20 protein-coding genes are annotated in these 24,888 nt (G+C 55.6%); 8 read left to right on the plus strand and 12 right to left on the minus strand.

Annotated features, from left to right (window positions below):
- Nucleotides 1–195: 195 nt before the first annotated feature.
- The 3 genes from ACR0B7_RS00200 to cls all read left to right on the plus strand — a co-directional run bounded on the left by ACR0B7_RS00200 (nt 196) and on the right by cls (nt 4,296).
- Nucleotides 196–1,806: an arylsulfatase gene (locus ACR0B7_RS00200; protein ID WP_480680703.1), complete on the plus strand. Its 1,611-nt coding sequence runs from the start codon at nt 196–198 to the stop codon at nt 1,804–1,806.
- A gap of 79 nt (nt 1,807–1,885) precedes the next feature.
- On the plus strand, nt 1,886–2,860 hold the full coding sequence (locus tag ACR0B7_RS00205) for an HAD family hydrolase (RefSeq protein ID WP_170481929.1): 975 nt from the start codon (nt 1,886–1,888) through the stop codon (nt 2,858–2,860).
- A 23-nt stretch (nt 2,861–2,883) separates the two neighbouring features.
- Nucleotides 2,884–4,296: a cardiolipin synthase gene (gene cls / locus ACR0B7_RS00210; RefSeq protein ID WP_170569493.1), complete on the plus strand. Its 1,413-nt coding sequence runs from the start codon at nt 2,884–2,886 to the stop codon at nt 4,294–4,296.
- Here the strand turns inward: cls and ACR0B7_RS00215 are convergent.
- A complete protein-coding gene (locus tag ACR0B7_RS00215; RefSeq protein WP_170481923.1) occupies nt 4,293–4,727 on the minus strand; it encodes a potassium channel family protein in 435 nt (144 codons plus the stop codon). The genes cls and ACR0B7_RS00215 overlap by 4 nt on opposite strands.
- Before the next feature lie 170 nt (nt 4,728–4,897).
- On the opposite strand from ACR0B7_RS00215, the gene ACR0B7_RS00220 reads away from it, so the two are divergent.
- From ACR0B7_RS00220 to ACR0B7_RS00230, 3 genes are read left to right on the plus strand one after another with little or no spacing between them, the layout of a single operon-like run.
- Nucleotides 4,898–5,545 carry an ABC transporter ATP-binding protein gene (locus ACR0B7_RS00220; protein WP_170481921.1) on the plus strand — a complete coding sequence of 216 codons (648 nt, stop codon included), beginning with the start codon at nt 4,898–4,900 and terminating at the stop codon, nt 5,543–5,545.
- Nucleotides 5,542–7,956, plus strand: a complete 2,415-nt coding sequence (locus ACR0B7_RS00225; RefSeq protein WP_480680706.1) for an ABC transporter permease — start codon at nt 5,542–5,544, stop codon at nt 7,954–7,956. Before ACR0B7_RS00220 ends, ACR0B7_RS00225 begins: the two co-directional genes overlap by 4 nt.
- Complete coding sequence (locus ACR0B7_RS00230; RefSeq protein ID WP_170481917.1) at nt 7,946–8,986, plus strand: lipocalin-like domain-containing protein; 1,041 nt, start codon at nt 7,946–7,948, stop codon at nt 8,984–8,986. Before ACR0B7_RS00225 ends, ACR0B7_RS00230 begins: the two co-directional genes overlap by 11 nt.
- 3 nt (nt 8,987–8,989) lie before the next feature.
- Here the strand turns inward: ACR0B7_RS00230 and ACR0B7_RS00235 are convergent, their stop codons facing one another.
- From ACR0B7_RS00235 to ACR0B7_RS00245, 3 genes are all read right to left on the minus strand, one after another.
- Nucleotides 8,990–9,421, minus strand: a complete 432-nt coding sequence (locus ACR0B7_RS00235; RefSeq protein ID WP_170481915.1) for a universal stress protein — start codon at nt 9,419–9,421, stop codon at nt 8,990–8,992.
- Nucleotides 9,418–12,027: a TRAP transporter permease gene (locus ACR0B7_RS00240; RefSeq protein WP_170481913.1), complete on the minus strand. Its 2,610-nt coding sequence runs from the start codon at nt 12,025–12,027 to the stop codon at nt 9,418–9,420. The genes ACR0B7_RS00235 and ACR0B7_RS00240 overlap by 4 nt, the downstream gene beginning before the upstream one ends.
- Nucleotides 12,028–12,128: 101 nt before the next feature.
- Nucleotides 12,129–13,097 carry a TAXI family TRAP transporter solute-binding subunit gene (locus tag ACR0B7_RS00245; RefSeq protein ID WP_170413201.1) on the minus strand — a complete coding sequence of 323 codons (969 nt, stop codon included), beginning with the start codon at nt 13,095–13,097 and terminating at the stop codon, nt 12,129–12,131.
- 396 nt (nt 13,098–13,493) lie between these two features.
- On the opposite strand from ACR0B7_RS00245, the gene ACR0B7_RS00250 reads away from it, so the two are divergent.
- Together ACR0B7_RS00250 and ACR0B7_RS00255 are read left to right on the plus strand one after the other, a co-directional pair.
- Complete coding sequence (locus ACR0B7_RS00250; RefSeq protein ID WP_170481910.1) at nt 13,494–14,987, plus strand: BCCT family transporter; 1,494 nt, start codon at nt 13,494–13,496, stop codon at nt 14,985–14,987.
- A gap of 205 nt (nt 14,988–15,192) precedes the next feature.
- Nucleotides 15,193–15,546, plus strand: coding sequence for an SMR family transporter (locus ACR0B7_RS00255; protein WP_170481908.1), 354 nt, complete (start codon nt 15,193–15,195; stop codon nt 15,544–15,546).
- A gap of 23 nt (nt 15,547–15,569) precedes the next feature.
- On the opposite strand, the gene ACR0B7_RS00260 is transcribed toward ACR0B7_RS00255, so the two are convergent.
- The 8 genes from ACR0B7_RS00260 to wecB are packed head-to-tail and all read right to left on the minus strand — an operon-like array spanning nt 15,570 to nt 24,430.
- Nucleotides 15,570–17,159 (minus strand): DUF2723 domain-containing protein, encoded by a 1,590-nt coding sequence (locus tag ACR0B7_RS00260; protein WP_170481906.1) that lies wholly within the window; start codon nt 17,157–17,159, stop codon nt 15,570–15,572.
- Nucleotides 17,156–18,169: a polysaccharide deacetylase family protein gene (locus ACR0B7_RS00265; RefSeq protein ID WP_170576596.1), complete on the minus strand. Its 1,014-nt coding sequence runs from the start codon at nt 18,167–18,169 to the stop codon at nt 17,156–17,158. Before ACR0B7_RS00265 ends, ACR0B7_RS00260 begins: the two co-directional genes overlap by 4 nt.
- Nucleotides 18,166–19,512: an FAD-dependent oxidoreductase gene (locus ACR0B7_RS00270; protein ID WP_170481900.1), complete on the minus strand. Its 1,347-nt coding sequence runs from the start codon at nt 19,510–19,512 to the stop codon at nt 18,166–18,168. The genes ACR0B7_RS00265 and ACR0B7_RS00270 overlap by 4 nt, the downstream gene beginning before the upstream one ends.
- A complete protein-coding gene (locus ACR0B7_RS00275; RefSeq protein ID WP_170481898.1) occupies nt 19,509–20,129 on the minus strand; it encodes an acyltransferase in 621 nt (206 codons plus the stop codon). The genes ACR0B7_RS00270 and ACR0B7_RS00275 overlap by 4 nt, the downstream gene beginning before the upstream one ends.
- Nucleotides 20,126–21,151 carry a Gfo/Idh/MocA family protein gene (locus ACR0B7_RS00280; protein ID WP_170481895.1) on the minus strand — a complete coding sequence of 342 codons (1,026 nt, stop codon included), beginning with the start codon at nt 21,149–21,151 and terminating at the stop codon, nt 20,126–20,128. Before ACR0B7_RS00280 ends, ACR0B7_RS00275 begins: the two co-directional genes overlap by 4 nt.
- 5 nt (nt 21,152–21,156) lie before the next feature.
- Nucleotides 21,157–22,383: a DegT/DnrJ/EryC1/StrS aminotransferase family protein gene (locus ACR0B7_RS00285; RefSeq protein WP_170569496.1), complete on the minus strand. Its 1,227-nt coding sequence runs from the start codon at nt 22,381–22,383 to the stop codon at nt 21,157–21,159.
- Nucleotides 22,383–23,186, minus strand: a complete 804-nt coding sequence (locus ACR0B7_RS00290; protein ID WP_170481888.1) for a glycosyltransferase family 2 protein — start codon at nt 23,184–23,186, stop codon at nt 22,383–22,385. Before ACR0B7_RS00290 ends, ACR0B7_RS00285 begins: the two co-directional genes overlap by 1 nt.
- Nucleotides 23,183–24,430 carry a non-hydrolyzing UDP-N-acetylglucosamine 2-epimerase gene (gene wecB / locus ACR0B7_RS00295; RefSeq protein ID WP_480680711.1) on the minus strand — a complete coding sequence of 416 codons (1,248 nt, stop codon included), beginning with the start codon at nt 24,428–24,430 and terminating at the stop codon, nt 23,183–23,185. The genes ACR0B7_RS00290 and wecB overlap by 4 nt, the downstream gene beginning before the upstream one ends.
- Nucleotides 24,431–24,888: the final 458 nt, after the last annotated feature.

Below are 24,888 nucleotides of genomic sequence, written 5' to 3' on the forward strand. Positions count from 1 at the left end.
AATTTCCAAACTTATCAATTGATAAGTTTTTAGCACAAATCATGGCCTATGCTAAACCCGTTCGATTCCCGCTGCTACGCATTTTCACAGCTCATAGTCGAACCACCTTTCAGGTAGCGTTTTAAGCAACTTAGCGCACCAAATTTAAGTATGTATCAAGGGGCCATGCTGGTCCCCTCAAATCGGGAGAAAACCATGTCACCACCACGTTCAACGGCGGACAATTGGCGCAGAAGATTGCGTCGAGTTGCTGCGGCTACCGTCGCAGTTGCGCTGGCGATTCCCGCGTGGGCGCAGGACCAAAAGCCCAACATCCTGGTGATCTGGGGCGACGATATCGGTCAATCCAATATCTCGGCCTACACAATGGGTTTGATGGGCTACCAGACACCCAATATCGACCGCGTCGCGAAAGAAGGAATGATCTTTACCGATTACTACGGGGAACAATCCTGTACGGCTGGTCGATCCTCGTACATCATGGGGCAATCGGTTTTCCGGACCGGACTGTCCAAGGTGGGTTTGCCGGGCGCTGATCTTGGCATGCAGGTCGAAGATCCGACCATCCCTGGGCTGCTGAAAGATCACGGCTATGTCACCGGTCAATTCGGCAAAAACCACTTGGGCGACAAAGATGAACACCTTCCGACAAACCACGGTTTTGATGAATTTTTCGGGAACCTGTACCATCTGAACGCCGAGGAAGAGCCTGAAAACGAAGACTATCCGGGCGACACGGTGCTTGCCGATGGTCGCACCTTCCGCGAGGCCTATGGCCCGCGCGGGGTGATCAAGTCAAAGGCCGACGGCACCATCGAGGACACCGGCCCGCTGACCAAAAAGCGTATGGAAACGGTGGATGACGAAACCGTTGCCGCAGCGATCGACTTCATCAAGCGCGCGCATGAGCAGGGTCAGCCCTTCTATGTCTGGTGGAACGGAACGCGCATGCACTTCCGGACCCACGTCAAGGATGAGATGCGCACGCAAGCCAACGAAATCATTGGCGGAGTGGCTGACGAATACACCGCAGGCATGATCGAACATGACATGCATGTGGGTCAGTTGCTTGATCTGCTGGATGAGCTTGGCATCGCCGACAACACCATTGTGCACTATTCAACCGACAACGGCCCCCATATGAACACGTGGCCTGATGCGGCGGCGACGCCCTTCTGGGGTGAAAAGAACACCAACTGGGAAGGTGGATGGCGTGTGCCGTCGATGGTGCGTTGGCCTGGCAAGATCGAAGCCGGATCGGTGACCAATGAAATCGTTCACCACATGGACTGGCTGCCGACCTATCTGGCCGTTGCCGGTGATCCTGAAATCAAGGACAAGCTGAAGGCAGGATACAGTTCCTCTGGCATGGGCCGCGACTACAAGGTGCATCTGGATGGCTACAACATCCTGCCCCTGCTGACCGGAGAGGCCACAGAAAGCCCGCGCAAGGAAATCTTCTATTTCTCAGACGATGGTGACCTGACAGCGTTGCGCTTTGAGGACTGGAAACTGATCTTCCTTGAGCAGAAAGCCTGGGCAACGCTGCGTGCGTGGATGGAGCCTTGGACCGAGCTGCGCATTCCTTTGATCATCAACCTGCGCCGCGACCCATATGAACGCGCGTATCGGACGTCCAACACCTACTATGATTGGTTGCTGGACCGTGCGTACTTCTTGGTGCCTGCGCAGCAGTATGTCGGAAACTTCCTTGCAACGTTCCAGGAATTCCCGCCTCGTCAGAAGGCGGCCAGCTTCAACCTGGATCAGGTGATGGAGAAACTGGCCACGCCGACAAGCAACTAAGGCCAGATCAAAACAAGCAAGGGGCCGCCATGCACTTGGCGGCCCTTCTCAGATGTTATTTGAGGTTAGGGAAATTCTTATGAAGGCCGCTCTTTTTACCACGTTCCTTTCAGTAACGGCGACGGCGCTGGTCGCGGACCCGTTACCCAGTTGGGATGATGGAGCCTCCAAGTCCGGGATCGTCAATTTCGTCAGTGCGGTGACGGATCCGAACCACGCGGACTACGTAACACCAGCCGAGCGGATTGCGGTGTTCGACAATGACGGCACTCTCTGGGCCGAGCAGCCGGTCTATTTTCAGTTGATCTTTGCCATGGATCGGCTTGAAGAACTTGCAAAAACGGACCCATCTATCCTGAGCACCCCAATACTGGAAGCTGCGGCCAAAGGTAATGTCCAGGCCATCGCCGAAGGGGGCCACGAGGCTTTGATCGAGGTTATTAATGCCTCACACGCTGGTAGCAGCGTAGATGATTTTCAAGATGCGGTGGCTGACTGGCTACAAACAGCTCGCCACCCTGACACGGGCCTGCCTTACGACCAAATGACCTATCAGCCAATGGCTGAGCTGCTGCGATACCTCCGCGACGAAGGCTTTAGCACCTATATCGTGTCCGGCGGCGGCCTGCACTTCATGCGCGTTTTCGCCGAAGACGCATACGGAATTCCGCCCGAGCAAGTGCTAGGCACATATGCTGACGCCACCTATGAATCCATCGACGGCACGCCCACCATTGTGAAGTCACCCGGAATTGCGTTCATCGACGATAAAGAGGGAAAACCGATCAATATCGAACGCACAATAGGCCGACGTCCCATTTTGGCGGCTGGCAACTCGGATGGTGATTTCGCGATGTTGGAGTGGACGACCGCTGGGGACGGCCCTCGACTTGGGGTGCTGATCCATCACACCGATGCTGAGCGTGAATGGGCCTATGATCGCGAAAGCCCGATTGGAAAACTTGTGGACGGGCTGGACAAAGGTCCCGACATGGGATGGATCATCGTCGATATGGCGAAGGATTGGAAACGCGTCTACACTGGGGCGAACTAGGTAGAACAGAGACTGATAACCCCATGTGGACACTGCTTGTTTCCGCGTTCATCTTTTTCCTCTACGTGACCGCCATTGTCTTTGCGATCCGGGCGGCTCAGACGGCGCGTACACCGCAGGGCGCGGTTGGCTGGGTGGTCTTGTTGATCTCTGCTCCGGTGTTCGGCGTGCCGCTCTATCTGTTCCTTGGCCACCATCGGTTTCGCGGCTACCGCATCGCGCGCAAGCAAAGCGAAACCGTGGTCGAAGGCATCAAGACATTCGCTGACTTCTCAAAACCCGATCCTGAAACCATGAAAGTGAATCCAAAGCCGTTTGAGGCGCTGGCGCATTTGCCCGTGTCTCGCGGAAACGGGGCCGAGTTGCTGATCGACGGTCAGGCCACGTTCGACTCAATCTTTGAGGCGATCGACGCCGCGCAGACCTATATCCTGATCCAGTTCTACATCGTGCGCGATGATGCGTTGGGCCAGCAACTTCAAGCAAAGCTGATCGCGGCGGCCGAACGTGGTGTCAGTGTGCGCTTCATGACGGACGCGGTCGGCAGCTATGGCCTGCCAACAGCCTATCTGGACAGCCTGCGCGCTGCGGGGGTTGAGATCGCCAATCCACGCGACCGGCGCGGTCCGCAATACAGGTTTCAGCTCAACTACCGAAATCACCGTAAAACGGTGATTATTGATGGGGAAACCGGCTTTATCGGTGGTCATAACGTGGGTGTCGAGTATCTGGGACAGGATCCGCATTTCGGCCATTGGCGGGACACTCACATCAAGATGTCCGGCCATATCGTCCGTCAGTTGCAGCTTATCTTCTGTGAAGACTGGCACTGGGCGCACGAGGAGGATCTGATCGACCGGTTAGATTGGGCCGGAACAGAATCCGAGCAGAACATGAACGCCTTGCTGGTTGCCACCGGCCCCGGCGACGAGACCGAGACTGGCGCGATGATGTTTTTTGCAGCGATCGCAGCGGCGAAGGACAGAATCTGGATTGCATCGCCGTATTTTGTGCCCGACATCGACATCATGACGGCATTGCAACATGCCGCATTGCGCGGTGTAGATGTGCGGATACTGGTGCCAGACGTGATAGACCACCGCCTACCCTGGCTGGCGGCTTTTGCCTATTTTGACGAGATCCGTGAATGTGGTGCACGCGTCTTTCGCTATACCAACGGGTTCATGCACCAAAAGGCGTTTGTCGTGGACGACACCATTGCCGCTGTGGGTACAACAAACTTGGATAACCGCTCTTTCCGGTTGAACTTTGAGGCAATGGCCCTGTTCTTCGACGAACGTGCAGCACAGGCTGTGGACAATATGTTAAAGGCAGACTTCAAAGACTGTTACGAGCTAGAGCTCAATTTGCCCGAGCAACCCGCCTTTATCCGCTTTGGCTCACCGCTGGCACGGCTGTTTGCCCCTATCCTCTAGGACATCAATTCCTCTTTGAAGACTTGGGTCATTAGGGCAACCATAAAGGCCGTCGATAACCCAAAGGCCAGCAAACCCGTGACAGATGCAAACGCACCGAAAATGCGCAGGTCTTCACCCAATACAATGTCGCCATATCCAAGCGTCGTGAAGGTCACCAATGAAAAGTACAGGGCCGAGTTCCAGTCCGGCAGGGTTTCCCCTAGCACCCACACAATAGCCCAAATCCAAACCTGGAACGTGTGAATCGCAATGATGAACACAAGAGCCACACAAATTGGAGCCGCGATCGTGAAGTACCGTTTACTGTTTTCCAACTTCAGGGACATCACCCGGATCGTCTGAGTACACCACGTCAGCAGAGCAAGCTCGATCAGAAAGCAGATACCAAGATAAACACTGCCCCAAAGTATCTGCTGCGCTAAGGTCATCAATTCGTTTCTCTCGTCATAGTCAGGGAAAGTCGCGCCAGAATGACGGTTTAGGCCTAAGGTCACAACCCCGCGTCGACTGCTGCGACGAATGGAAACGAATTCGCGTCCACACTGGACAGCAGCCCGCCAGGGCTCACATTGTTGCAAGTACGACCCGAGGCGTTCTCATGCTGTTGAAAATAGAAAATGTTCAGAAATCCTACCCCGGAGGACGCCCTGTTCTGCGCGGCGTCTCACTTGAGCTGGACAAGGGGCAAACGCTTGCACTCACCGGTGAAAGCGGCAGCGGGAAAAGCACGCTACTGAACCTTGCCGCAGCACTGGACAGCTTCGATGGCGGAGAGATCACACTGGACGGTACTGATCTGTCCGGGCTGGATGATCCCGGTCGCGCCACGCTACGCCGGCAGAGCGTTTCTTTGGTGTTCCAGCAATTCAACCTGATACCGTCTTTAACCGTCGCGCAGAACTTGTCCTTTCACGCGCGTCTGGCTGGAAGGCTGGACCAGGCATGGTCAACACATCTTGCGGACAGGTTGGGCTTGTCGGACTTGTTGGATCGCTACCCAGAGAACCTGTCAGGCGGCCAACAGCAGCGGGTTGCGATCGGGCGCGCCATGGCTGCGCAGCCTCAACTGTTGCTTGCGGATGAACCGACCGGAAATCTGGATGAAACCGCCAGCGCGACCGTTCTGGACCTGATGCTGTCCCTCGTTGCCGAAACCGGGGCCGCGCTGCTGCTGGTCACTCATTCACTAGACATTGCCGCACGGCTGGATCGTCAGGCGCATCTGTCCGGCGGGTATATCGCATGACTGCGGTGATCATTCAGGCGCTGCTGTCTCATTGGCGACGGCACCGCCTGCAACTTGCGACCCTGCTGATCGGGATTGCTCTGGCAACCGGCCTCTGGTCAGCGGTGCAGGCCATCAACGCCGAAGCCCGGGCAAGCTATCAGCGCGCCAGCGATCAACTTGCGCTGGGGCAGCACGATGAACTGAGGAATCCAACTGGCCCCATCACGATCGACCGGTATGTGTCATTGAGGCGCGCCGGATGGCAGGTCGCGGCCGTGTTGGAGGACACCACACGCATCGCAGGCCGCAGCATCCGCGTCATGGGCGTTGACATGGTCGCCTACCCAGCGCTGCCTGCTGTCACGCGCATTGAGCAAAGCGCCACCCCACCGGACCCTGCTGACATACTGACAGCCCCCGGGCGGTTGCTGGCCTCACCCGAATTGGCGCGGTTTTTGAACAGCCAAACCGGACTGCCGCCGGTGCTGACAAGCCCTGACCTTCCCCCTGATCTGATCCTGACAGATATTGGCGTGGCCGAAGTATTACTGGACAGGAAAGGTCAAATCTCAAGGCTGATCATTTTGCCCGATCAACCACGGGCGCTTCCTGCAATCGCCTCGATTGCGCCAGAGCTGGAGCGGGTCGAAGCGGCATCGCAGCTGGACACGGCGCAACTGACCGACAGTTTCCACCTGAGCCTGTCGGCCTTTGGGCTGCTGTCCTTCGCGGTTGGCCTGTTCATCGTGCATGGAACGGTCGGGCTGGCCTTTGCACAGCGTCGCGGGATGATCCGAACGCTGCGGGCGCTGGGCGTTTCCATGCGGCGGCTGGTCTGTGTGATCCTTCTGGAGCTATCTTTGCTGGCGCTGATCGGCGGGTTGGCAGGGTTGGTGCTTGGGTATTTTCTGGCAGGTGCCCTTTTGCCCGATGTCGCCGCGACGCTGCGCGGGTTGTATGGCGCCCCGGTGAGCGGTGAAATCGCGCTACAGCCGAAATGGGCATTGGCAGGATTGGCGATGGCTCTGGGTGGAACGCTGCTAGCCAGTGGCCATGGTTTGATCCGTCTGTCCCATATGCCCCTGCTGTCCGGTGCCGGAGTGCAAGCGTGGCGGGCAGCCGCCTTCAACGGGTTTGCCACGCCGCTTTTGGGTTTGTCGGCAATTCTCGCTGGCATCATTGTACAACTCATCATCGGTGGATTGGTCGCTGGGTTTGCACTGGTTGCTGGCTTGCTGCTGGGTGCGGCGCTGCTTTTGCCGTCTTTGCTCTCGTTAGTGATCTCGGTTCTTCAACGCTTTGCCAAAGACCCCATAGCCCAGTGGATCTGGTCGGATATGCGCGCGCAGTTGCCGGGCCTATCCCTAGCGTTAATGGCGCTATTGCTGGCGCTCGCAGCCAATATCGGGGTTGGAACGATGGTTTCCAGCTTTCGCCTGACCTTCACCGGCTGGCTGGATCAACGCCTGACGTCCGAGCTGTACCTGACGGCAAAAGACGATCAACAGGCGCGCGAAATATCGGAATGGCTGACACCGCAAGTGGACGCCATTCTGCCAATTCGCAGCGTGGAACTGGCGCATCCCAGCGGGCCACTTTTCCTGTACGGAGTCGTCGACGATCAGACGTACCGCCAACATTGGCCTCTGATCGCTTCGGGCGCGGATGTCTGGGATCGCGTGAATGCGGGCAAAGCGGTGCTGATCAATGAACAACTCGCCCGCAGACAAGACCTGTGGCCAGGAGACGATCTTACCTTCAACCGCGAATACACATTGCCGGTTGCTGGCGTGTACTCTGATTACGGCAATCCTACGGGGCAAGCCATTGTCTCGATGACGCGGTTGGATCAAATCGCACCGGGGGCTGAGACGCGGCGTTTCGGAATACGCGTGCCCCCCGACAGGGCAACGAAACTTGCACAGGAATTGCGGGACAGATTTGAGCTGCCAAGGCAGGCCGTGGTCCAGCAGGCCGCGATGAAAGCACAGTCCATGGCCGTCTTTGAGAAAACCTTTGTGGTCACTTCTGCGCTCAACGTACTGACGCTAGGTGTTGCAGGGTTCGCCATTCTGACCAGCTTGCTGACCCTGTGGACCCAACGCTTGCCTCAGATTGCGCCCGTCTGGGCATTGGGTCTGACCCGCGCCAGACTCGCGCAGCTTGAACTGCTGCGCAGTGTGTTGCTGGCGGCGATGACTGCGATCATTGCGCTGCCCCTTGGATTGGTTCTGGCCTGGACCCTTTTGGCCATCATTAATGTCGAGGCATTTGGCTGGCGTCTGCCGATGTACCTGTTTCCCGCAGATTGGGTTCGATTGTTTCTTGTGACCTTGTTGGCGGCTTTGGTTGCAGCGGCTTTGCCCGCTTTGCGCCTATTGCGCCTGCCTCCGGCTGATTTGCTAAGGGTGTTTGCCAATGAGCGTTAAATCGTGGCTATTGATCCTTGTTCTGCTGCTTCCGTCGTTCGCGCGGGCCCAAGGATATGCAGGGCTGGGAGGATCGGCTGAAGGGTTCGACATTCCGCAGCCGGGATACCAATTCCAGTTTCCGCAGGATCACGGCCCACACCCGTCCTTTCGCATAGAATGGTGGTACCTGACGGCAAATCTGACCGGAGAAGACGGGCAACCCTACGGCATTCAATGGACGCTGTTTCGTTCTGCCCTCAAACCCCAAGAAACCGAGGGTTGGCAAAGCCCCCAGCTATGGATGGGGCACGCGGCCATTACGACCCCGGATCATCATTACTTTGCCGAAAGACTGTCGCGCGGCGGCATCGGGCAGGCTGGTGTCACGGCGCAACCGTTCGAGGCTTGGATCGACGAATGGCACATGCGCGGGCCAGATATGGGCAACCTGTCCCTTTCCGCCAATGGAGGCAATTTCGGATATGACCTGAGCCTCAACGCTCGGGGCCCGTTGGTGTTTCACGGTGACCAAGGCTATTCGGTCAAATCGGCGGATGGACAGGCCAGCTACTATTACTCACAGCCATTCTTCACGGTCGAGGGCACGTTGCACCTGCCGGATCAAGAAATTGCGGTCACCGGTCAGGGCTGGCTGGATCGCGAATGGTCATCGCAACCGCTGGCAGCAGATCAAAGTGGTTGGGACTGGTTTTCGCTGAGCTTCAATGATGGGAACAAACTGATGGCGTTTCGTCTGCGAGGGGATCGTGGGGACTTTACCGCCGCGACCCTGATCTCGGCGGACGGAGAGACAACCGCCCTGCCCGACGGTTCTGTCACATTCAGCCCGCTTGAGACGTCCTCGGTCGCTGGCCGCACGATCCCGACCCGCTGGCGTGTGATGCTGCCAGACCGAAACCTCGATGTCGAAGTGTCCGCACCGACGCCCGAGTCTTGGATGGCGACAAGATTTGAGTATTGGGAAGGCCCGGTCACGATCTCGGGCAGCCACTCGGGGCGTGGATACCTTGAGATGACGGGGTACTGACCCCTAGCGCACGACGTAGACCGAGACAGTCGAATGCCGCACGACCCGCGCGGCGTTCGGCCCCAGCAAATAATCCTTCAGGTCCGGTTTATGCGCGCCGATCACGATCAGATCGCTGCCCGCACTCTCAGCCGTTTTCAGGATTTCCTGATAAGCCGTTCCCGTCGCGACAACATGGCGGATTTTCTCGTTCCGTTCTTTGCCAACTGCTGCGACGCACATCTCGACCAGTTTAGAATGCGCTTCTTCCATCGCCTTGTCGTGAAAATCCGGTTGGAAAAATCCTGAAACCCAGCTTTCTCCGAAATCCGGAAGCACCGTTACCACATCCAGTTGCGCATTCTCCTGATCCGCCAGAACAGCGGCTGTGTTCAAGACATTGGTATCCAATTCGCCGTTACTGATGTCGACGGCACAAAGCACCGAGTTCGTCATGCGGGCACCTCTTGTCTGGCGGCTCGGCCGCGTTGCAGGAATGCGATCAGACCCAGAAGGATCAAAGCAGGAATGTAGATCAGTTGCTTGGGCGGCTGGCTGGACGGCAGATTGACCGAGGTCAGGCGCACTGCCTCGTCCCCGTAATAGTCGAACATATCCAGCTCATCCGCCACGGGCGTGCCAAACAGCGGCTCCTCTAACTTGATCAAGCCGTCCTCCTCGAACAGAAGCAAGCCCATGGCATCGACCCGTGCCTCGCCGCCCTCTTCACTGCCGACCGAGACGACAACGGTTGTGTCGGTCATCTCAAGCGTGTCGAAATCCGGGCCGCTGACGACCATGCGCACTTCGGTTCCGGGCGGTGTCTGCCCGATGGTTTCCACAAATGCCGCAGGCTCGACCGAAGTGTAAGGCGGTGCGATGCGGTCCATGAAATAATCCGGCCTGAACAACGCAAAGGCCACAGCAATCAGGGCGATGCTTTCATAGATACGGCTGTGGGTCAGGAAATACCCCATTGTTCCTGCAGTGAACACAAGGATCGCTATGGTCGCGAATATGGCGACGATTATCCCTTCAACCCAGGTCACGTCGATCAACAGCAAGTCGGTGTTGAAGATAAACACAAACGGCAGCGCAACGGTGCGCAGGCTGTAGAAGAACGCGGTGAAACCAGTCTTGATCGCATCGCCGCCAGATACGGCGGCGGCGGCGAAACTGGCCAGACCCACGGGCGGGGTCACGTCAGCCATGATGCCAAAGTAGAACACAAACAGATGCACGGCGATCAGCGGCACGATCAGCCCGCTCTGCGCGCCCAACTCAACGACAACCCCCGCCATCAGCGAGCTGACCACAATATAGTTCGCCGTGGTCGGCAAGCCCATGCCAAGGATCAAGCTCAGCAGACCGACCATCACCAGCATCAGGATCAGGTTACCGCCCGACAGGAACTCGACCAGATCGGCCATGACCTGCCCTACGCCGGTCAGCGTCACGGTACCCACGATCACACCCGCCGTAGCCGTAGCCAGAGCGATCCCGATCATGTTGCGCGCGCCGTCAATCAGCCCCTGCCAAAAGTCGGCGACACCATCAACGAATGAGTAGGAAAGATCGCTCTGCCCCCTGAAAATCGCCTTGAGCGGCTTTTGCGTCAGCAGAATGACAAACAGCAACGCGGTTGCCCAGAACGCTGACAGGCCAGGTGATTTCTGTTCGATCATCAAGAAGTAGACCAGCACAATGATCGGAAGAAGATAGTGCAGACCCGCCTTGTAGATATCCGCGATCACCGGCAACGTCACCTCTTTGGCGTTCGGATCGTCCGGCTCAAGGTCCGGCACTTGCGCAGCCAGGTACAGCAAACCAACATAGATCAAGCAGACAACGATGCTGAGGATAAGACCCGCCGCTGACGGTGACCAGCTTGTCACGGCCTCGACCGGGAATTGCGAGCCATAGCAGAGCCCGGCAAATATCAGGAAGAAAGACAGCATTCCGACGACGGTTCGGGCAAGATGCACGTCACGGTCGCCCAGCGTGGGCATGTTCCGCTTCACGGCCTCAAGGTGGACGATATAGACCAAGGCGATGTAGGAAATCGCCGCAGGCAGGAAGGCGTGGGTGATCACCTCGACATAGGAAATTCCCACATATTCCACCATCAGGAAGGCGGCAGCTCCCATAACGGGCGGCATGATCTGACCATTCACGGATGAGGCAACCTCAACCGAGCCCGCCTGTTCGCTGCTAAAACCCACACGCTTCATCAGCGGAATGGTGAATGTGCCCGTGGTCACCACATTCGCAATCGACGACCCCGAGATCAGACCAGTGGCCGCCGAACCCACAACGGCTGCTTTGGCCGGTCCGCCGCGCAGGTGGCCCAATGCACCAAAGGCCATCTTGATAAAGTAATTCCCTGCCCCGGCCTTATCCAGCAACGCTCCGAAAAGTACGAACAGGAACACGAATTTGGTGGAAACCCCTAGCGCAATGCCGAACACGCCCTCGGACGTGATCCACATATGGCTCATCGCTTTTTTCAGGCTTGCACCCTTCCAGCGAATAACTTCGGGCACCCAATCGGATGAGCCGAAAAACACGTAGGCCAAGAAAATCGTCGCGATGATCGCCATCGCCGGACCAAGCGCACGTCGAGCGGCCTCGAACAGAAGCAATAGCCCGACCAGAGCGACCCACTTGTCCGTGTCATCAGCAAGACCACCGGCATCGACGATCTTGTTATAAAAGAAATACCCATAAAGGGCGACGAATGCCCCCAGAACGCCCATAATCCAATCTTGAACCGGGATGTAGTCGCGCGGGCTGGACCTTAGGGCTGGATAGGCTGCGAATGCGAGGAACATCGCAAATGCCAGATGAAACTGGCGCGCATTGTTCACGACACTGCCCGGCAGGACATAGTTGGCCAGGGGCGAGGCCAGAACGACCTGAAAAATCGACCAGATCGCAGCGACAATAGCCAGAAATATCCCGACTTTACCGACCGGGTTTCGTCCACCTGCATCGGAAGATGCAACGAGGTCCTGCAGCTCTTCTTCTGACAATGGGCGATTGGATTGTGTGTCGGAACTCATGAAAATTCTCCCCGTCGCGGCCTTTTCCGGCCTTTTGTCGCGCCCGTTTAATACGGGTTTAGGTGGCAGGGCGCCCGAAGGCACCCCGCATCAGGTCTGGCTTACTGAATCCAGCCTTTTTCTTTGTAGTACTTCTCGGCACCCGGATGCAGAGGGGCCGACAGGCCGTCTGCAATCATTTCTTCGGGCTTCAGGTTCGCAAATGCAGGGTGCAGCTTCTTGAAATCGTCAAAGTTTTCAAAGACCGAGCTGACAACCGCATAGACCGCGTCTTCCGACACGTCCGCCGCAGTCACGAAGGTTGCGCCGACGCCAAAGGTTGCCGTGTCACCGTCAGAACCGCGATACATGCCGCCGGGGATGGTTGCAGTACGATAGAACGAATTGTCGTTCACCAGCTTGTCAACGGCCTCACCGCTTACATTCACCAGAACCGAGTCGCAGGCCGTGGTTGCTTCTTGGATCGAACCAGAGGGGTGCCCGACGGTGTAAACCATCGCGTCGATCTGATTGTCGCACAGCGCAGCGGACTGTTCGGCCGCCTTCAACTCGGTCGCCAGCTCAAAATCATCGGTGCTCCAACCCATTTCTTCCAGAAGAACTTCCATAGTGCCGCGCTGACCGGACCCGGGGTTGCCGATATTGACGCGCTTGCCTTTCAGATCTTCAAAATTGGCGATGCCGGAATCAGCACGGGCCACAACCGTGAACGGCTCAGGGTGAACCGAGAAAACGGCGCGCAGATTTTCAAACGGCCCGGCTTCCTCGAATTTCGAGCTGCCATTGTAAGCGTGGTACTGCCAATCGGACTGCGCGACACCGAACTCCAGCTCGCCTTCGCGAATGGTGTTGATGTTGTAAACCGAACCGCCAGTCGACTCGACCGAGCAGCGCACACCGTGCTCTTTACGGCCCTTGTTGACCAAACGGCAGATCGCACCGCCCGTCGGGTAGTAAACGCCGGTTACGCCACCGGTACCAATGGTGATGAATTCCTCTGCATAAGCGGCCGGAGCCATAAGTGCTGCGGTCACGACCGCGCCAAGGCTTAGCTTGCTGCTGTTTTTCATTTTTGAAAACTCCCAACTCTTATTGTGGATGAGAGATTGTTCAGCGGCCCCTTTTTCAAGAACCATACCGTCACGGCAAGCCGCCCTGTCTTGCAACAGGGTCAAGCATCTGAATTTTCTTAATCTCCCAACTTATTCGACGTTTCATTTAGACACTGTGCTTGTCAACCCCCGCGGACGAACTGGCACCCCGGATCAGCAAATGTGAGAGAATTTCCTGAAGTTTCCCCCTGCAACCGGGAAAATATCCCAACGCATTGGGGTTGAAGCCTCGGCAGAGCATCAAAACCGACTTGGCGCCTAGCGATAGAAAAACCGACGGTCGCACACCAATCCTTTATGTAGCGCCCGATATTGGCATAAGCTCTGGGAAACGGTGTGGAAAGGTATTGATCCGTGGACAGGAAATCCCCTAGCCCGCTTCTTGTGATCGCACTGGCCCTCAGCGCAGGCATCGCTGCGTGGGGTATTGCCGACCCTCAGGGGCTGGGCCGCCTTGCGTCCACGGCTGTCGCAACCCAGTTCAATAGCCGCGGCTGGTTCATCATGCTTGAGGTCAGCGGCCTACTGTTCGTATCGATCTACCTGGCGTTTTCGCGTTTCGGGGAAATTCGCCTGGGCCAAGGCGCAACCGAGCCCGAGTTTTCAACACCCGTTTGGATCGCAATGCTGTTCGCAGCCGGAATGGGCGTTGGACTTCTGTTTTACGGAACAGCCGAACCTTTGACCCATTTCGAGGTGCTGCGCCAATATAACAACGACCCCGAGGCCGCCAGCTATGCCATGTTCGTGACCTACCTGAACTGGGGCTTTCATGCGTGGGCAATTTACGGGATCGTCGCGCTGGTTATTGCTTATTTTGCATATCGCAAAGGCCAAGCCCTGCTGCTAAGCGCGCCCTTGCGCGCAGCATTGGGAGAAGCCCGTTGGATCAAGGCGCTTGGTTGGCTTTTCGATCTGTTGTCAATCGTCGCGATTGCCGTCGGGTTGGCGGGTTCAATGGCGATGGGCGTTTTCCAGATACAAACGGGGCTGGCCGGGTTGATTGGCGTTGAAGAACCCGGCCAACTGACCATTCCGGTCTTCATCGCCTTGTGCATTGCATTCATCGTACCGCTTAGAAAAGACCTTGGTGACGGCATGGCGCTGTTGTCGAATTCAGCGATGCTTATTGCGGTTGGCATGATGATCTATTTGTTGGTCATGGGTCCAACCTCATTCATTATGGACGACATTGTATCGGGCTTTGGGCGTTACCTTTTCGGCGTGTTGCCAGCGGGGTTTTCCACGGCCGCGTTTTTTGATGAAACCATCGTTGACTGGTTTCATGGCTGGACTCTGAACTACATGATCTGGTGGCTGGCATGGTCACCCTTTGTGGGCATTTTCATTGCTCGAATCTCACGCGGCAGAACCATCCGAGAGTTCCTGATCGGCGTCATCGTTGCCCCGACGCTGTTTTCGATCCTGTGGTTCGGCATCTTTGGCGGCTTGGGGTTTTTTGACACGTTGCGGCAAGACGGGGCGCTGTCATCCATAAACGCCGAAAACCTCGACGCGACGACCTTCGCGTTGCTCGAACGGTTTCCACTGGACGGAATCACTCGAACTGCGACGGTTCTGGCGGCATTTCTTTTCGTGGTAACAAGTGTGGTCAGCGCAGGATTTACGCTTGCGATGATCGGAACCGGAGGAGACGAAAACCCCTCGCCCCGCATACGAACAGTTTGGGGGGCCATTCTTGGCGCGCTTGGGCTGGCGATGATTCTGGTTGGTGATATCTCTCTTGTGCGCTCAATCATCGCGCTGTCGGCCATCGCCTTCGTGTTCATCGTTCCAGTGCTGGTTGTTTGCCTGTTCAAATCTCTTGCACGCGAGGAGCAATCATGAGCGGCACCTTGATGGATACTGTACTGAATCTCAGCGTGTTCGCCTATGTAGGCTTTCTGGTCTGGCTGTGTTTGCGCCCAGACCCTTAGATAACTCGATGACCTACGACTTTCGCTTCAAATCACGAGCGCCTGACTTTTCAATAGACCTGAGGTCGCTTCCGGACTAGCACTTGAAGATTAAGTATATTTTGGAGCCTTTTCAGATGAGCTACTGGTTGGCCTTGGTGCTTGCAATCTTCGGAAATATTGGCGCAAATTTCGCTTTCAAGAAATTTACGGTCGAGACAGACATTTCCCGCTCGTGGTCGTCCATTTTATCTGCGGTTCTGCACCCGATGCTATGGATCGGTCTGACCTTGGGAGTCATGCTGTTGATTAGCTATCTGTATGCTTTGCGTGGCATTCCACTGCGAACCGCATACACACTTGCGACAAGCCTCTCAATCGTGGGAATTTCAAGCGTCGGAATGATCTTTTTCGGGGAAGCCATAAGTGTGAAGGCGGGTGTTGGTATTGCGTTTGTCATTCTTGGCGTCGGACTTTTGACAACTGGGTGACGTACCGGACGGCTTCAATTGGTTCACTTTCGCAAAAGTAATCCGTAACCAAGTTCACCGAACTCGACTTTTTCGCCTCTTTCCATCGCTTGATAAGGCAGTTTCGCGTAGACACTCGGAATATTTCCAGCTTGCTCAAGGGCCAAATCAGAGGGCGCAATAACGTCTGGGTAGATCATGACCTGATGACTACGCTCCATGGTTTCTGCCACGCGGCTCAGAATAACCTCGGTCTGAGTGTCTTTTACAAATATCGTATCAGCCGCACCAAAAAGACTTAGATATTTGAACAAGGGCCAATCCGCCCCAATGACGACCAAGTCCTTCTCACCAAGGCGGGTGATGGCGGGCTCGGCCAGGATGCGGTTATAGTCACGCTGAGCATTGGCAAACACACCGACGCCTGCAAACCAATTGTGAACGGCAAAAACAGCAACAATCATAACAAGCAACGACGTTCGCCCAGCCCTTTCCAAAGGGCCGGAAATACGGCTTCCCAACAACAAAAACACAGGGACGAGCGTGGGCAGCCACGCCTCGAAACCTTCCGGGTGCAATGCCAACGCCATCAGAGCCTGCACCGCCAAAAGAGAAATCGCACTCAACTCAGCGCTGGTCAGAGAACGCCTTTCCCCAGACTTTTGAATACAGATGACGGATGTCACCAACAAAGCTATCGCTGCTGGGATCGTAAAGTAGAATAGGTGAACCCCCCAATATGGCGGATCAGTGGCAACCAGTTCATGCACGAAATAATCTGCAAAATTGCTTTCGATGACGTGCCGCGTGGGTGGGAACGCAAATATCCAGTTCGCAGACAAAAGATTTTGAAGGAACGCCACCACCGATGCGGAAAGACTTACCATGTCGGGCAGTACGACAACTTTGCCGTCCGTATCCAAAACGGTGTGCAACGGATCTCTGAATTCCGAGGTTCTTGCCAGGCTAAGAAACCCCGCCGCAAGAAAAACCCCATAAATTATGCAGTACTTAAAGAAGTCTCTCAAAACCCGCCGGGACAGGAAAAATACGGGGATTGCCACCCCCGCCACAATACCCAATGGCTGATAAAAGAAAGACGCGACCGCGCCTGCAATCGCAGTGACCCATACCCGTCTTGACCGCGCCAGAGGATTCAACGCTTCCGTTGAAAACGCCAATGAAAGCAAAACAATGGCGAACAACATCGCGGAAGAATAAACCTCCAGCTCGGTTGCATATCGCCATGCGCCATAGCTGACCCCAAAAGTAGCAGCAGTAAGCCATGACGCCGGTGGTGGAACGTCGAAATGCCGCGACAACAACCGTTCAAGCAAGATCACGGATGCAGATGCACAAATCGCGTTCGCAATGCCAACAATTACAAACGGATCGGGATCGACTTGGAAAAGCGAAACTATCCGATAGAGCACCTGCATCGAGGACAACCACAGCAAGAGACGAACTGGAGCCTCAAACAGATCATGCTCGGAAACAACCTCAGCAAAGTAAAACGAGTCGATTGCTGTCGTATGATATTCTGGTGCCGTTACCAGGTACGCCGCCGTGAGAAAGCAAAAGACGCCAGTTCTCAGCAACCCCTGATATGACTGGATATTCCGAGCTTCAATCATCGGGTGGCGCTAGTTTCTTGGGCGAAATCGACGGCATCAGCGTCCTCGACTGCAAAGTCCGGCTTTCGCAGAGGCAGCTCTGGCAAGTTCAGCGTATTAGCGTGCCCAGCCATTGTCGTGACATCATACTCGTCGCTCAGCTTGCACAAGAAGCGCTTCATGCGGGCAAGCTTTTCGGCAGATGATTGGTTCATTCCGGGGAAAAACGCCAACTGCTGCACGTCGTCGCCTCCCATGAAGTCCAGCGGATGCAGTAACAGCGAAGGGGTTACGCCAGCTACATCGCAAACTCGCAAAGCAGATGTGTAGTATGCCGAGGCCAGCCCGTCCGACGCACCTGCGATCCAGTGCAGATAGCTGTAATGGATCGGTATGCGAGAGAACGGCATTGTCGAAACCGGGATTTCGACCATTCGCTCTCCGTTCAGATCCCACGCATAGGGGTTTAAGGGTCGAAAACCATCCTTCACCCCGCCAAAAAGTACTTTCCGCCTTTCCTTTTGATCTGATGACAAACGCGACTTTGCAAAATAATACGCCCGCGCCAAAGGTCCGACGATCGTGGGAAAGGTCGAGCAGTCATAGTCATATCCACGCTGCCTCAGCACGTCCAAAACGGTTTCCGACAAACTGTAGCCCGGACCCCGGAAACCCTTGGGTGCAACGCCCGTCGCAGAGTGAATGGCCTCTTCCGCGCGTTCAATTTCCTTGCTGATCTCCTCTGGGGAATAAAGGTGCAACCAAGGCTCATGGTTGAACGAGTGATTGGCGATCTCGTGACCTGCATCTGCGATGGATTTCAGGATCGGCTTGTTTTCCTTGATCACGGCATCCTGCCCGACAACGAAAACCGTCATGCTTATGGAAAGCTCGTCGAGCATGTCCAGAAACCGTGGCACGACGACGTCTAAATAGCCGAGAAAATCCTGCCACCCCGGATCACCATGGGTCTTCATGTAGGACCACAGGTTATCGAGGTCGAGAGACAGGCTTGCAAGTTTCTTTGTCATGCGGCTGGCCTCGCCTCAGTGGTCGTACGATCCAGATCAAGTTTCGGCATAGCCTCGTCCAAGACGCCCAGAGTCGCATCGACGTTCAATGTTCCGTCAATGATCTGCGCAGAGTTCACAAAGTAAAGCCCGGGCACCGAAGTCACCGTTTGCGGAGTGTTGTCACGATACCCAATGGTCGGCACGGCCATCACTTCGCGTACTCTGGATATTTTTATGTCCAGGATATCGGTGCTTGTAACGTCCGGGTGCACCTTCCTCAGAGCATCCATAAACTGCAGGGCGATCTTTTCATCGCTTTGGGTCCAATACGGATCATCTTGCGTTACGTAGCGTGGTAAATAGACCAAGGTTTTGCCGTCAAACGCGCCGGTTCCGGTCAAAGCAGACATTTCAACGATGCCTGTGAACGGCAACGCTTCGTCTGTCAGGTAGGTCAGGTAATATCCGGCCAGCGGTCGATCAAGCACAACGGACGCGCAGATTATGCCTTGATACACAACCCCATCCAGACGGGCCTTTTCCTTGGCATCTAACCCCTCACACACTGCCAGATTTGCTTTTGTCGGAAGTGTCGAGACAACATTTTGATACACCTGCCTGCCGGACGGGGTTTCGATGCAAACCCCTGCGGCCGTTGAGTAAACCCGGCTTACAGGGGTGTTCGTTTGTATCTCAATTCCTCTTGCGACCAACTCATCTCGCAATGCGTTCAGGATACGGGCATAGCCCCCATTTTTCACAAACCCAAGCTGTTCGACCTTTTGAACGCCCTGCCGCGCAAGATACAAACGGCGTATGCTTGACCAAATAAACGCCGCCGATGCCCTTGATGCATTGTCGCCCAGCTTTGCCCTTAGAAGTGGCCGCCAGAGCTTTTCATATCCAGCCTTTCCGCACCAGCGCGTTAGCCAATCCTGAACGCTGACTTGTTCAAGGGGCTCGCCATCCCTGATCCGCCCGGCCGTCATCAATAGATAGGCAACACGCATTTTGGTCACCAAACCGATTGATCTGAGACGCAGATAGTCGAGCGCCCCGTTCAACGGCATCAGCCGCCCCTCGCTGAAGAAACCCGTCCGCGTAGACCTCCATTCAACGTCGCCCCCTAACCCGATGTCGTCGAGAAGGGCGAGGGTTCGCTTATCAAACGGCAAGATCACATGATAGAACTTGTCGTAGGTGATACCTCCCACCTGCTGAGCCATTGCCAGGCCGCCCAACTCTGGCGCGGCTTCGATCAAGGTCACGCGCTTGCCCGCTTTCTGCAATCGAAGCGCCAGCGCCTGACCCAGAATCCCTCCGCCGAGGACCGCCCACGTATCCGTTTGCACAGCACTCATGACACGCTTTCCAACTCGGACGAGACGACCCCGTCTTGATAACTGTATTGCCGATTGCACTTTGGACAGGTCACGCTTCCCTGCCCCTCAAGGCTTCCACGAACCAACACTTGGCCGCATTTGCACACGGCGCCTTTCAGTCTGGCTGGGTTGCCAAATACCAGATGGAATGCGCCGACGTCTTTGGTGACAACCGACCCCATTCCGATCATTGCGAATTCGCCAATCGTAATCCCGCCCGAGATTCTACTGCCCGCTCCAAAAGTTGCCCCATCCCCGACAAAGGTCGGAAGCGTGCTATCCTGCGGACCTGAATCCAAAAGCTCTGTGAGATCAGGGTCACTGGCACGCGGAGTAATGTCGTTGGTAAAGATGGTCCCCGCAGAGATCATCACCCCATTGCCGATCTTGACGGCATTCGGAATGTAGACAAACGAGTTTATTTTGACGAAATCGCCGATTTCGACGCCATACGCGATATAGCTTTTGCCACCAATAATGCAGTTGCTGCCGATCTTGCTGGGGCCGCGCAGATGCACATTGTCCCACACCGACGTACCTGCACCGATTTCCACGCCATTCTCGACGATCGCCGTCGGATGAATCCTGGGCGTCACGACACCACACTCTTGGGCATGACCCTGTCGATGGTCGCAACGCCGTCAACGTCAACCCATCTGCCGCCTTCCGCTATCGACGTGTAACCGGCTGAAATCACGTCCACCGACGCCAGAATATCCCGCCCGGTGGCAAGGCTTTTGGTTGGCTCACCGCGAACCCCGACCGCAAAGTCCAAGACCTGATTTGAGAACGCCTGCACCTTTCCGTAACCGGTGCCAAAGGTCTCCCATTGTCCGGTCAAAGGACGCCGAATGCGAGAGGATTTCCAACCAACTTCTATGACGCCTTCATCGCCATACAACGCCAGGTAATCCGAGCTGTCCTTGTGGATGCTCCAAGACGTTTCGATCTGGGCCAAAGCCCCGTTTGCCGTTCTGAGCGACATAAAGACGTGGTCTTCGACACTGATGTCCTGAAGGCTTGGACCCACCATGGCAGAGGCGGCGGCAATACCGCCCGTAAAGAAACGCACGATATCCACGCAATGGGTGCCGTTATCCACCAAAACACCACCGCCAGATATTTCGGGCTGCGCGTTCCACCGGTCAGTCATGTCCACCACGCCCGTAAAGACGTTCTCGATCAGCTTGAGTTCACCAATCTCTCCCGCAGCCACCATTTCCCGCGCGATCTGGACGTCATCCACATAGCGGAACTTTGACGCCATCGAGATCAGAATGCCTTTCTCACCAGCCGCCGAAGCCATTCTGCGTGCACTTACACCGTTGATCGCAAAAGGCTTTTCACAGAGTACGGGCAAACCCGCCTCAATCAGATCCAAGACAACGGCTTCATGGGTTGCGGGCGGTGTCGACACGATCACCGCGTCACACAACCCGGACAACGCCAATTCGCGATGCGACGCAAACGCAGTAGCGCCGTGACCATCTGCCATCGATTTTGCGGCATCGAACATCGTATCTGCAACGGCTGTCAGGCAAACGCCTTCGGCCTGCCCCAATGCCTCGGAATATGCTTTTGCAATCGCGCCAGCCCCAACAATACCGAATCGTACCATCAGCTTTACTCCGCAACATCCAGACGAGGAACGTCAGAGCAGACAGCGGCGATCTGTTCTGCCAGATAATTAACGTGCTCGTCGGTATAACGCTCATTCCACGGCAGAACGAGAACATCGTTCAGGAAGGAATAGGTTCCCTCAAATCGCTCTGGCGCATAGTCAACAGCTTCGGGCCGGGCCAGGTTGAAAGGAAAGCCGCTGTCGCCGAACGTTTGCTGATCGCGGATCACAGCGCACTCAAACGCAGGCTTCTGGATATATCGCGGTGCCGAATTGATACCAAATCCGCGCAATGCCTCGGCAACGCGAACCGGGCCGCCTATCTCGGGTTGAACGATCAGCGGGTATTTCCAATAGCTGTGAACGGTTTGATCATCCGAGTAAGGCGCGACCAACATAGGCAGAGCAGATATCGCGCCCGTCAGCTTTTGGGCCATCGCTTTCCTCTGGTGCACGCTGTTTTCAAGCTTGGCAAACTGAGCGAGCGCCACCGCGCCTTGCAGTTCGGTCATCCGCCCGTTTAGCGCGACAAAGTAATGATCCGGCTTTGGATCCCCGTACCCCCATGCCTTGTCGATAAACAGCCGTATGCGCCGGGCAAGACCTTCGTCGTTGGAGGTTACGATTCCACCTTCGCCAGTCGTGATGTGTTTACCTTGTTGCAGGCTAAAACAGCCGATATCGCCAAAAGTTCCGACGTGACGACCGTCGATTGTTGCGCCGTAAGCCTGTGCGCAATCTTCGATCACCGGAATTCCATGCTGACGGGCGACAGCGCAAATCGCCGGCATGTCAGCCGGATACCCAAAGAGGTGCGTTACGATAATGGCCTTCGTGCGATCGCTGATCGCGCGTTCGATCGTTTCCGCCGTCAGGTTTCCCGTGATCGGATCAACATCCGCGAAAACAGGTATGGCCGTCTGGTACAGGATCGGGGTGATCGCGCCCATATCGGTGATCGCAGACGTAATGATTTCGTCGCCGGGGTTAGGGTCGATTGCGGAAACAGCGGCATGGATAGCCCCTGTCCCCGAACTGCAGGCAAAGCCGAACGCGGCTCCGATGGATTGGGCGAACTGGGACTGAAACTCTTTTACGAAATGACCTTTGGTCGACGTAAGCGTACCGGAACGGATAGCGGACGTAAGGGCCGCTATTTCTTCATCACCCAACTGGCGACCGCTTGCATCCTGATCTGAAGGAAACTCGGGAACAGATGTACTCGTCATTAATCTCTTTCTCCACCTACTTGAGGGCCCGCTGGAATTTCTTGCGGGGGGATACGGTTAAAAAATATCTTTCCAATCGCGATACTGGACATCAAAAAAAGGTGGTCGCGAACCACCCGCAAAAGTCTCAACTTGGACTGGCCGTATTTACGTGTCGTCAAAACGGCCGGAACTTCGTCGATACGCCATCCGCGCCGATCCAACAGCGCCAAGACCTCGGCCACACCGGAAAATCCGTCATGTCGACGCGGCAAAGAAACAACCGAGCTTTTTCGGTACAGGCGAAAGCAAGACGTGTAAGTTGCAAGATTGTTCCTAAGCAACTGCCGGTAACCCCAAGAGGCGCCTTTGGACAAAAACAAACGCCATTCCGGTACACCTTCAACCTGCCCCTGTGGGTGATAGGGCGAGGCCGTCACGATTGACGTGTCCTCTTTCAGCAAGGGCAGCATCTTGGAAATAAGCGCAGGATCGTATGAGCAATCGCTATCGATGACCGCAACGGCCTCATCCGTCGAGGCCGCAATCCCGGTTGCAGTGGCCGCCATTATCCCAAGGTTTTTCTTATGCCGTAGACAGGTTACATTCGGTTCGCGCCCGAAAAGGTCGTGCATGACGTCCCACGTGTTGTCAGTACTTCCGTCATCCACCAACACGATCGACAGAGCCACTTGCGATCCAAGGTTCGCCTGCAGTTTGGCGAGTTTCTCGGCCAGATAGTGCAGCCCTTCTTCCTCGTTGAAGCATGGAGCAACCACGGTAAGGGATTGATGAGCCGGGAAAGGATCGGTCGAATGCGTCACTGCACGGCCCCCGCAGCAGTCATGCGGACGGCACGGGTCCGCGCCAGTCTTCTTTGCAGGATATCCAGTATCCGCGAGGCGCTGTTCCCCCGTCCAAATGGATTATCAACTTCTCCGACCTTTGACGCCCAACTTGCAGGGCAATCAAGCTCCAGAAGTTCTTCTTGCAGGCGTTGCGCGGATTGACCGACAAGCCGCGCAATTCCACAGCTCACGGCTTCGGAACGCTCAGTCTCGTCGCGCAGAATCAGCAATGGCTTCCCGAGACTTGGCGCCTCTTCCTGAATGCCTCCTGAATCCGACAGAATGACCCACGACGCCGCAAGAACGTGCAGGAAATCCGGATAGGCCAATGGCTCAACAAGGTGGATCTGGTCTGACCCGGACAACTCGGCGCTCGCTACATTCTTCACTTGCGGATTAGGATGGACCGGGAAAACAAGACTAATGTCCGGCCGTTCTTCGACGTAGCGACGCAATACTTTGAGACGGTCGCACATCACAGAACCAAAGCTCTCGCGTCTATGTGTGGTCAAAACCATAATCCGACGCCCCTTGAGGCCAGATATCAACGACGCAACGGGCTTGGACACGGGTCTTTGCCCCATGACGTGCCGTATCGAGTCGACCACCGTGTTCCCGGTAAGAAAAACACTTTCGGCCGGCACTTTTTCGGCCAGCAAAGCCTTCTTGTTGCTATGTGTCGGCGCGAAATGAAAGCTGGCAATGCGGGAAATCAGCCTTCGGTTTGCCTCTTCCGGGAACGGAGAGTCGATACTGGCCGTCCGCAATCCGGCCTCAACATGACCGACGGGTATCTGCCGCTGCCATGCCGCCAAAGCACTGCCGAACGCGCTTGAGGTGTCGCCCTGAACGAGAACCACATCCGGTTTCTCTTTTTCCAGAACGCTATCAATCCTTCCAACAACCCGAGAAATCACATCATTCAACGACTGGGCGTGCTTCATGACCTCAAGGTCGTAGTCGACGGAAATCTCCCATTCCTGAGCCAAGGATCGCACCAGGTCGGTGTGCTGCGACGTCATTACCGTAATAAGTTCAACGTCTTCTCGGTTTTCTGCCTCGCGAATAATGGGCAGCATCTTAATTAGTTCTGGGCGTGTCCCGAAAACTAACATCACTTTCAACGCCTCTCGGCGCGAATACCTGACCACGCGTCGACTCTCGGGTGCCGATCGAGACTCCCACAAATCGGAACGGCTTCCTGGAAAAGTGTCCTCCATAACGCTTAGACAGCGTTATACATTGCACCCACTCGAGCGCAGTAAATACCAAATTCAAACAATTTAAAGCCCCCACTATTCACCATTACCTTCGGCGCAAAATAACACCCAAGTCACAATACTTTCCGTACCGCTCTGATATGAATAGATACGAGATTTTTCTCGTAATAGTTGCCTGCCCCCATAGTAAATGGTCGGCTATGGCATGCGGAATTGTCAACCGATTCTTTTCTCCCATTTTGAAACTTCCGACCAAACAGCAATCCGGCAGCCCAGAGAATTCATGAAAAAGAGTGGCCAGAAACGTCAAATAGCTGCCGCCGCGACACGAAATAGTTTCGCCTCGCAAAGCGCGTCAGTTGACAACTTTGTCTACTAAATACCCCTCAAAACCTTCGCTAAAAAAGCTGCTATTGCATTCTAGTTAAGTACGACATGCGCGACAGTCGCAAAGAAAA

The sequence above is a fragment of the Ruegeria sp. BB6 genome, from assembly GCF_056539385.1.

Excerpts from the sequence above, each read along its gene's own strand:
- ACR0B7_RS00215 (WP_170481923.1), bottom strand. The coding sequence starts at position 4,727 with ATGACCTTAGCGCAGCAGATACTTTGGGGCAGTGTTTATCTTGGTATC.
- ACR0B7_RS00205 (WP_170481929.1), top strand. The coding sequence starts at position 1,886 with ATGAAGGCCGCTCTTTTTACCACGTTCCTTTCAGTAACGGCGACGGCG.
- ACR0B7_RS00260 (WP_170481906.1), bottom strand. The coding sequence starts at position 17,159 with ATGATTGAAGCTCGGAATATCCAGTCATATCAGGGGTTGCTGAGAACT.
- ACR0B7_RS00270 (WP_170481900.1), bottom strand. The coding sequence starts at position 19,512 with ATGAGTGCTGTGCAAACGGATACGTGGGCGGTCCTCGGCGGAGGGATT.
- ACR0B7_RS00280 (WP_170481895.1), bottom strand. The coding sequence starts at position 21,151 with ATGGTACGATTCGGTATTGTTGGGGCTGGCGCGATTGCAAAAGCATAT.
- ACR0B7_RS00230 (WP_170481917.1), top strand. The coding sequence starts at position 7,946 with ATGAGCGTTAAATCGTGGCTATTGATCCTTGTTCTGCTGCTTCCGTCG.
- wecB (WP_480680711.1), bottom strand. The coding sequence starts at position 24,430 with ATGGAGGACACTTTTCCAGGAAGCCGTTCCGATTTGTGGGAGTCTCGA.
- ACR0B7_RS00225 (WP_480680706.1), top strand. The coding sequence starts at position 5,542 with ATGACTGCGGTGATCATTCAGGCGCTGCTGTCTCATTGGCGACGGCAC.
- ACR0B7_RS00200 (WP_480680703.1), top strand. The coding sequence starts at position 196 with ATGTCACCACCACGTTCAACGGCGGACAATTGGCGCAGAAGATTGCGT.
- ACR0B7_RS00265 (WP_170576596.1), bottom strand. The coding sequence starts at position 18,169 with ATGACAAAGAAACTTGCAAGCCTGTCTCTCGACCTCGATAACCTGTGG.
- ACR0B7_RS00245 (WP_170413201.1), bottom strand. The coding sequence starts at position 13,097 with ATGAAAAACAGCAGCAAGCTAAGCCTTGGCGCGGTCGTGACCGCAGCA.
- ACR0B7_RS00255 (WP_170481908.1), top strand. The coding sequence starts at position 15,193 with ATGAGCTACTGGTTGGCCTTGGTGCTTGCAATCTTCGGAAATATTGGC.
- ACR0B7_RS00285 (WP_170569496.1), bottom strand. The coding sequence starts at position 22,383 with ATGACGAGTACATCTGTTCCCGAGTTTCCTTCAGATCAGGATGCAAGC.
- cls (WP_170569493.1), top strand. The coding sequence starts at position 2,884 with ATGTGGACACTGCTTGTTTCCGCGTTCATCTTTTTCCTCTACGTGACC.
- ACR0B7_RS00235 (WP_170481915.1), bottom strand. The coding sequence starts at position 9,421 with ATGACGAACTCGGTGCTTTGTGCCGTCGACATCAGTAACGGCGAATTG.
- ACR0B7_RS00240 (WP_170481913.1), bottom strand. The coding sequence starts at position 12,027 with ATGAGTTCCGACACACAATCCAATCGCCCATTGTCAGAAGAAGAGCTG.
- ACR0B7_RS00220 (WP_170481921.1), top strand. The coding sequence starts at position 4,898 with ATGCTGTTGAAAATAGAAAATGTTCAGAAATCCTACCCCGGAGGACGC.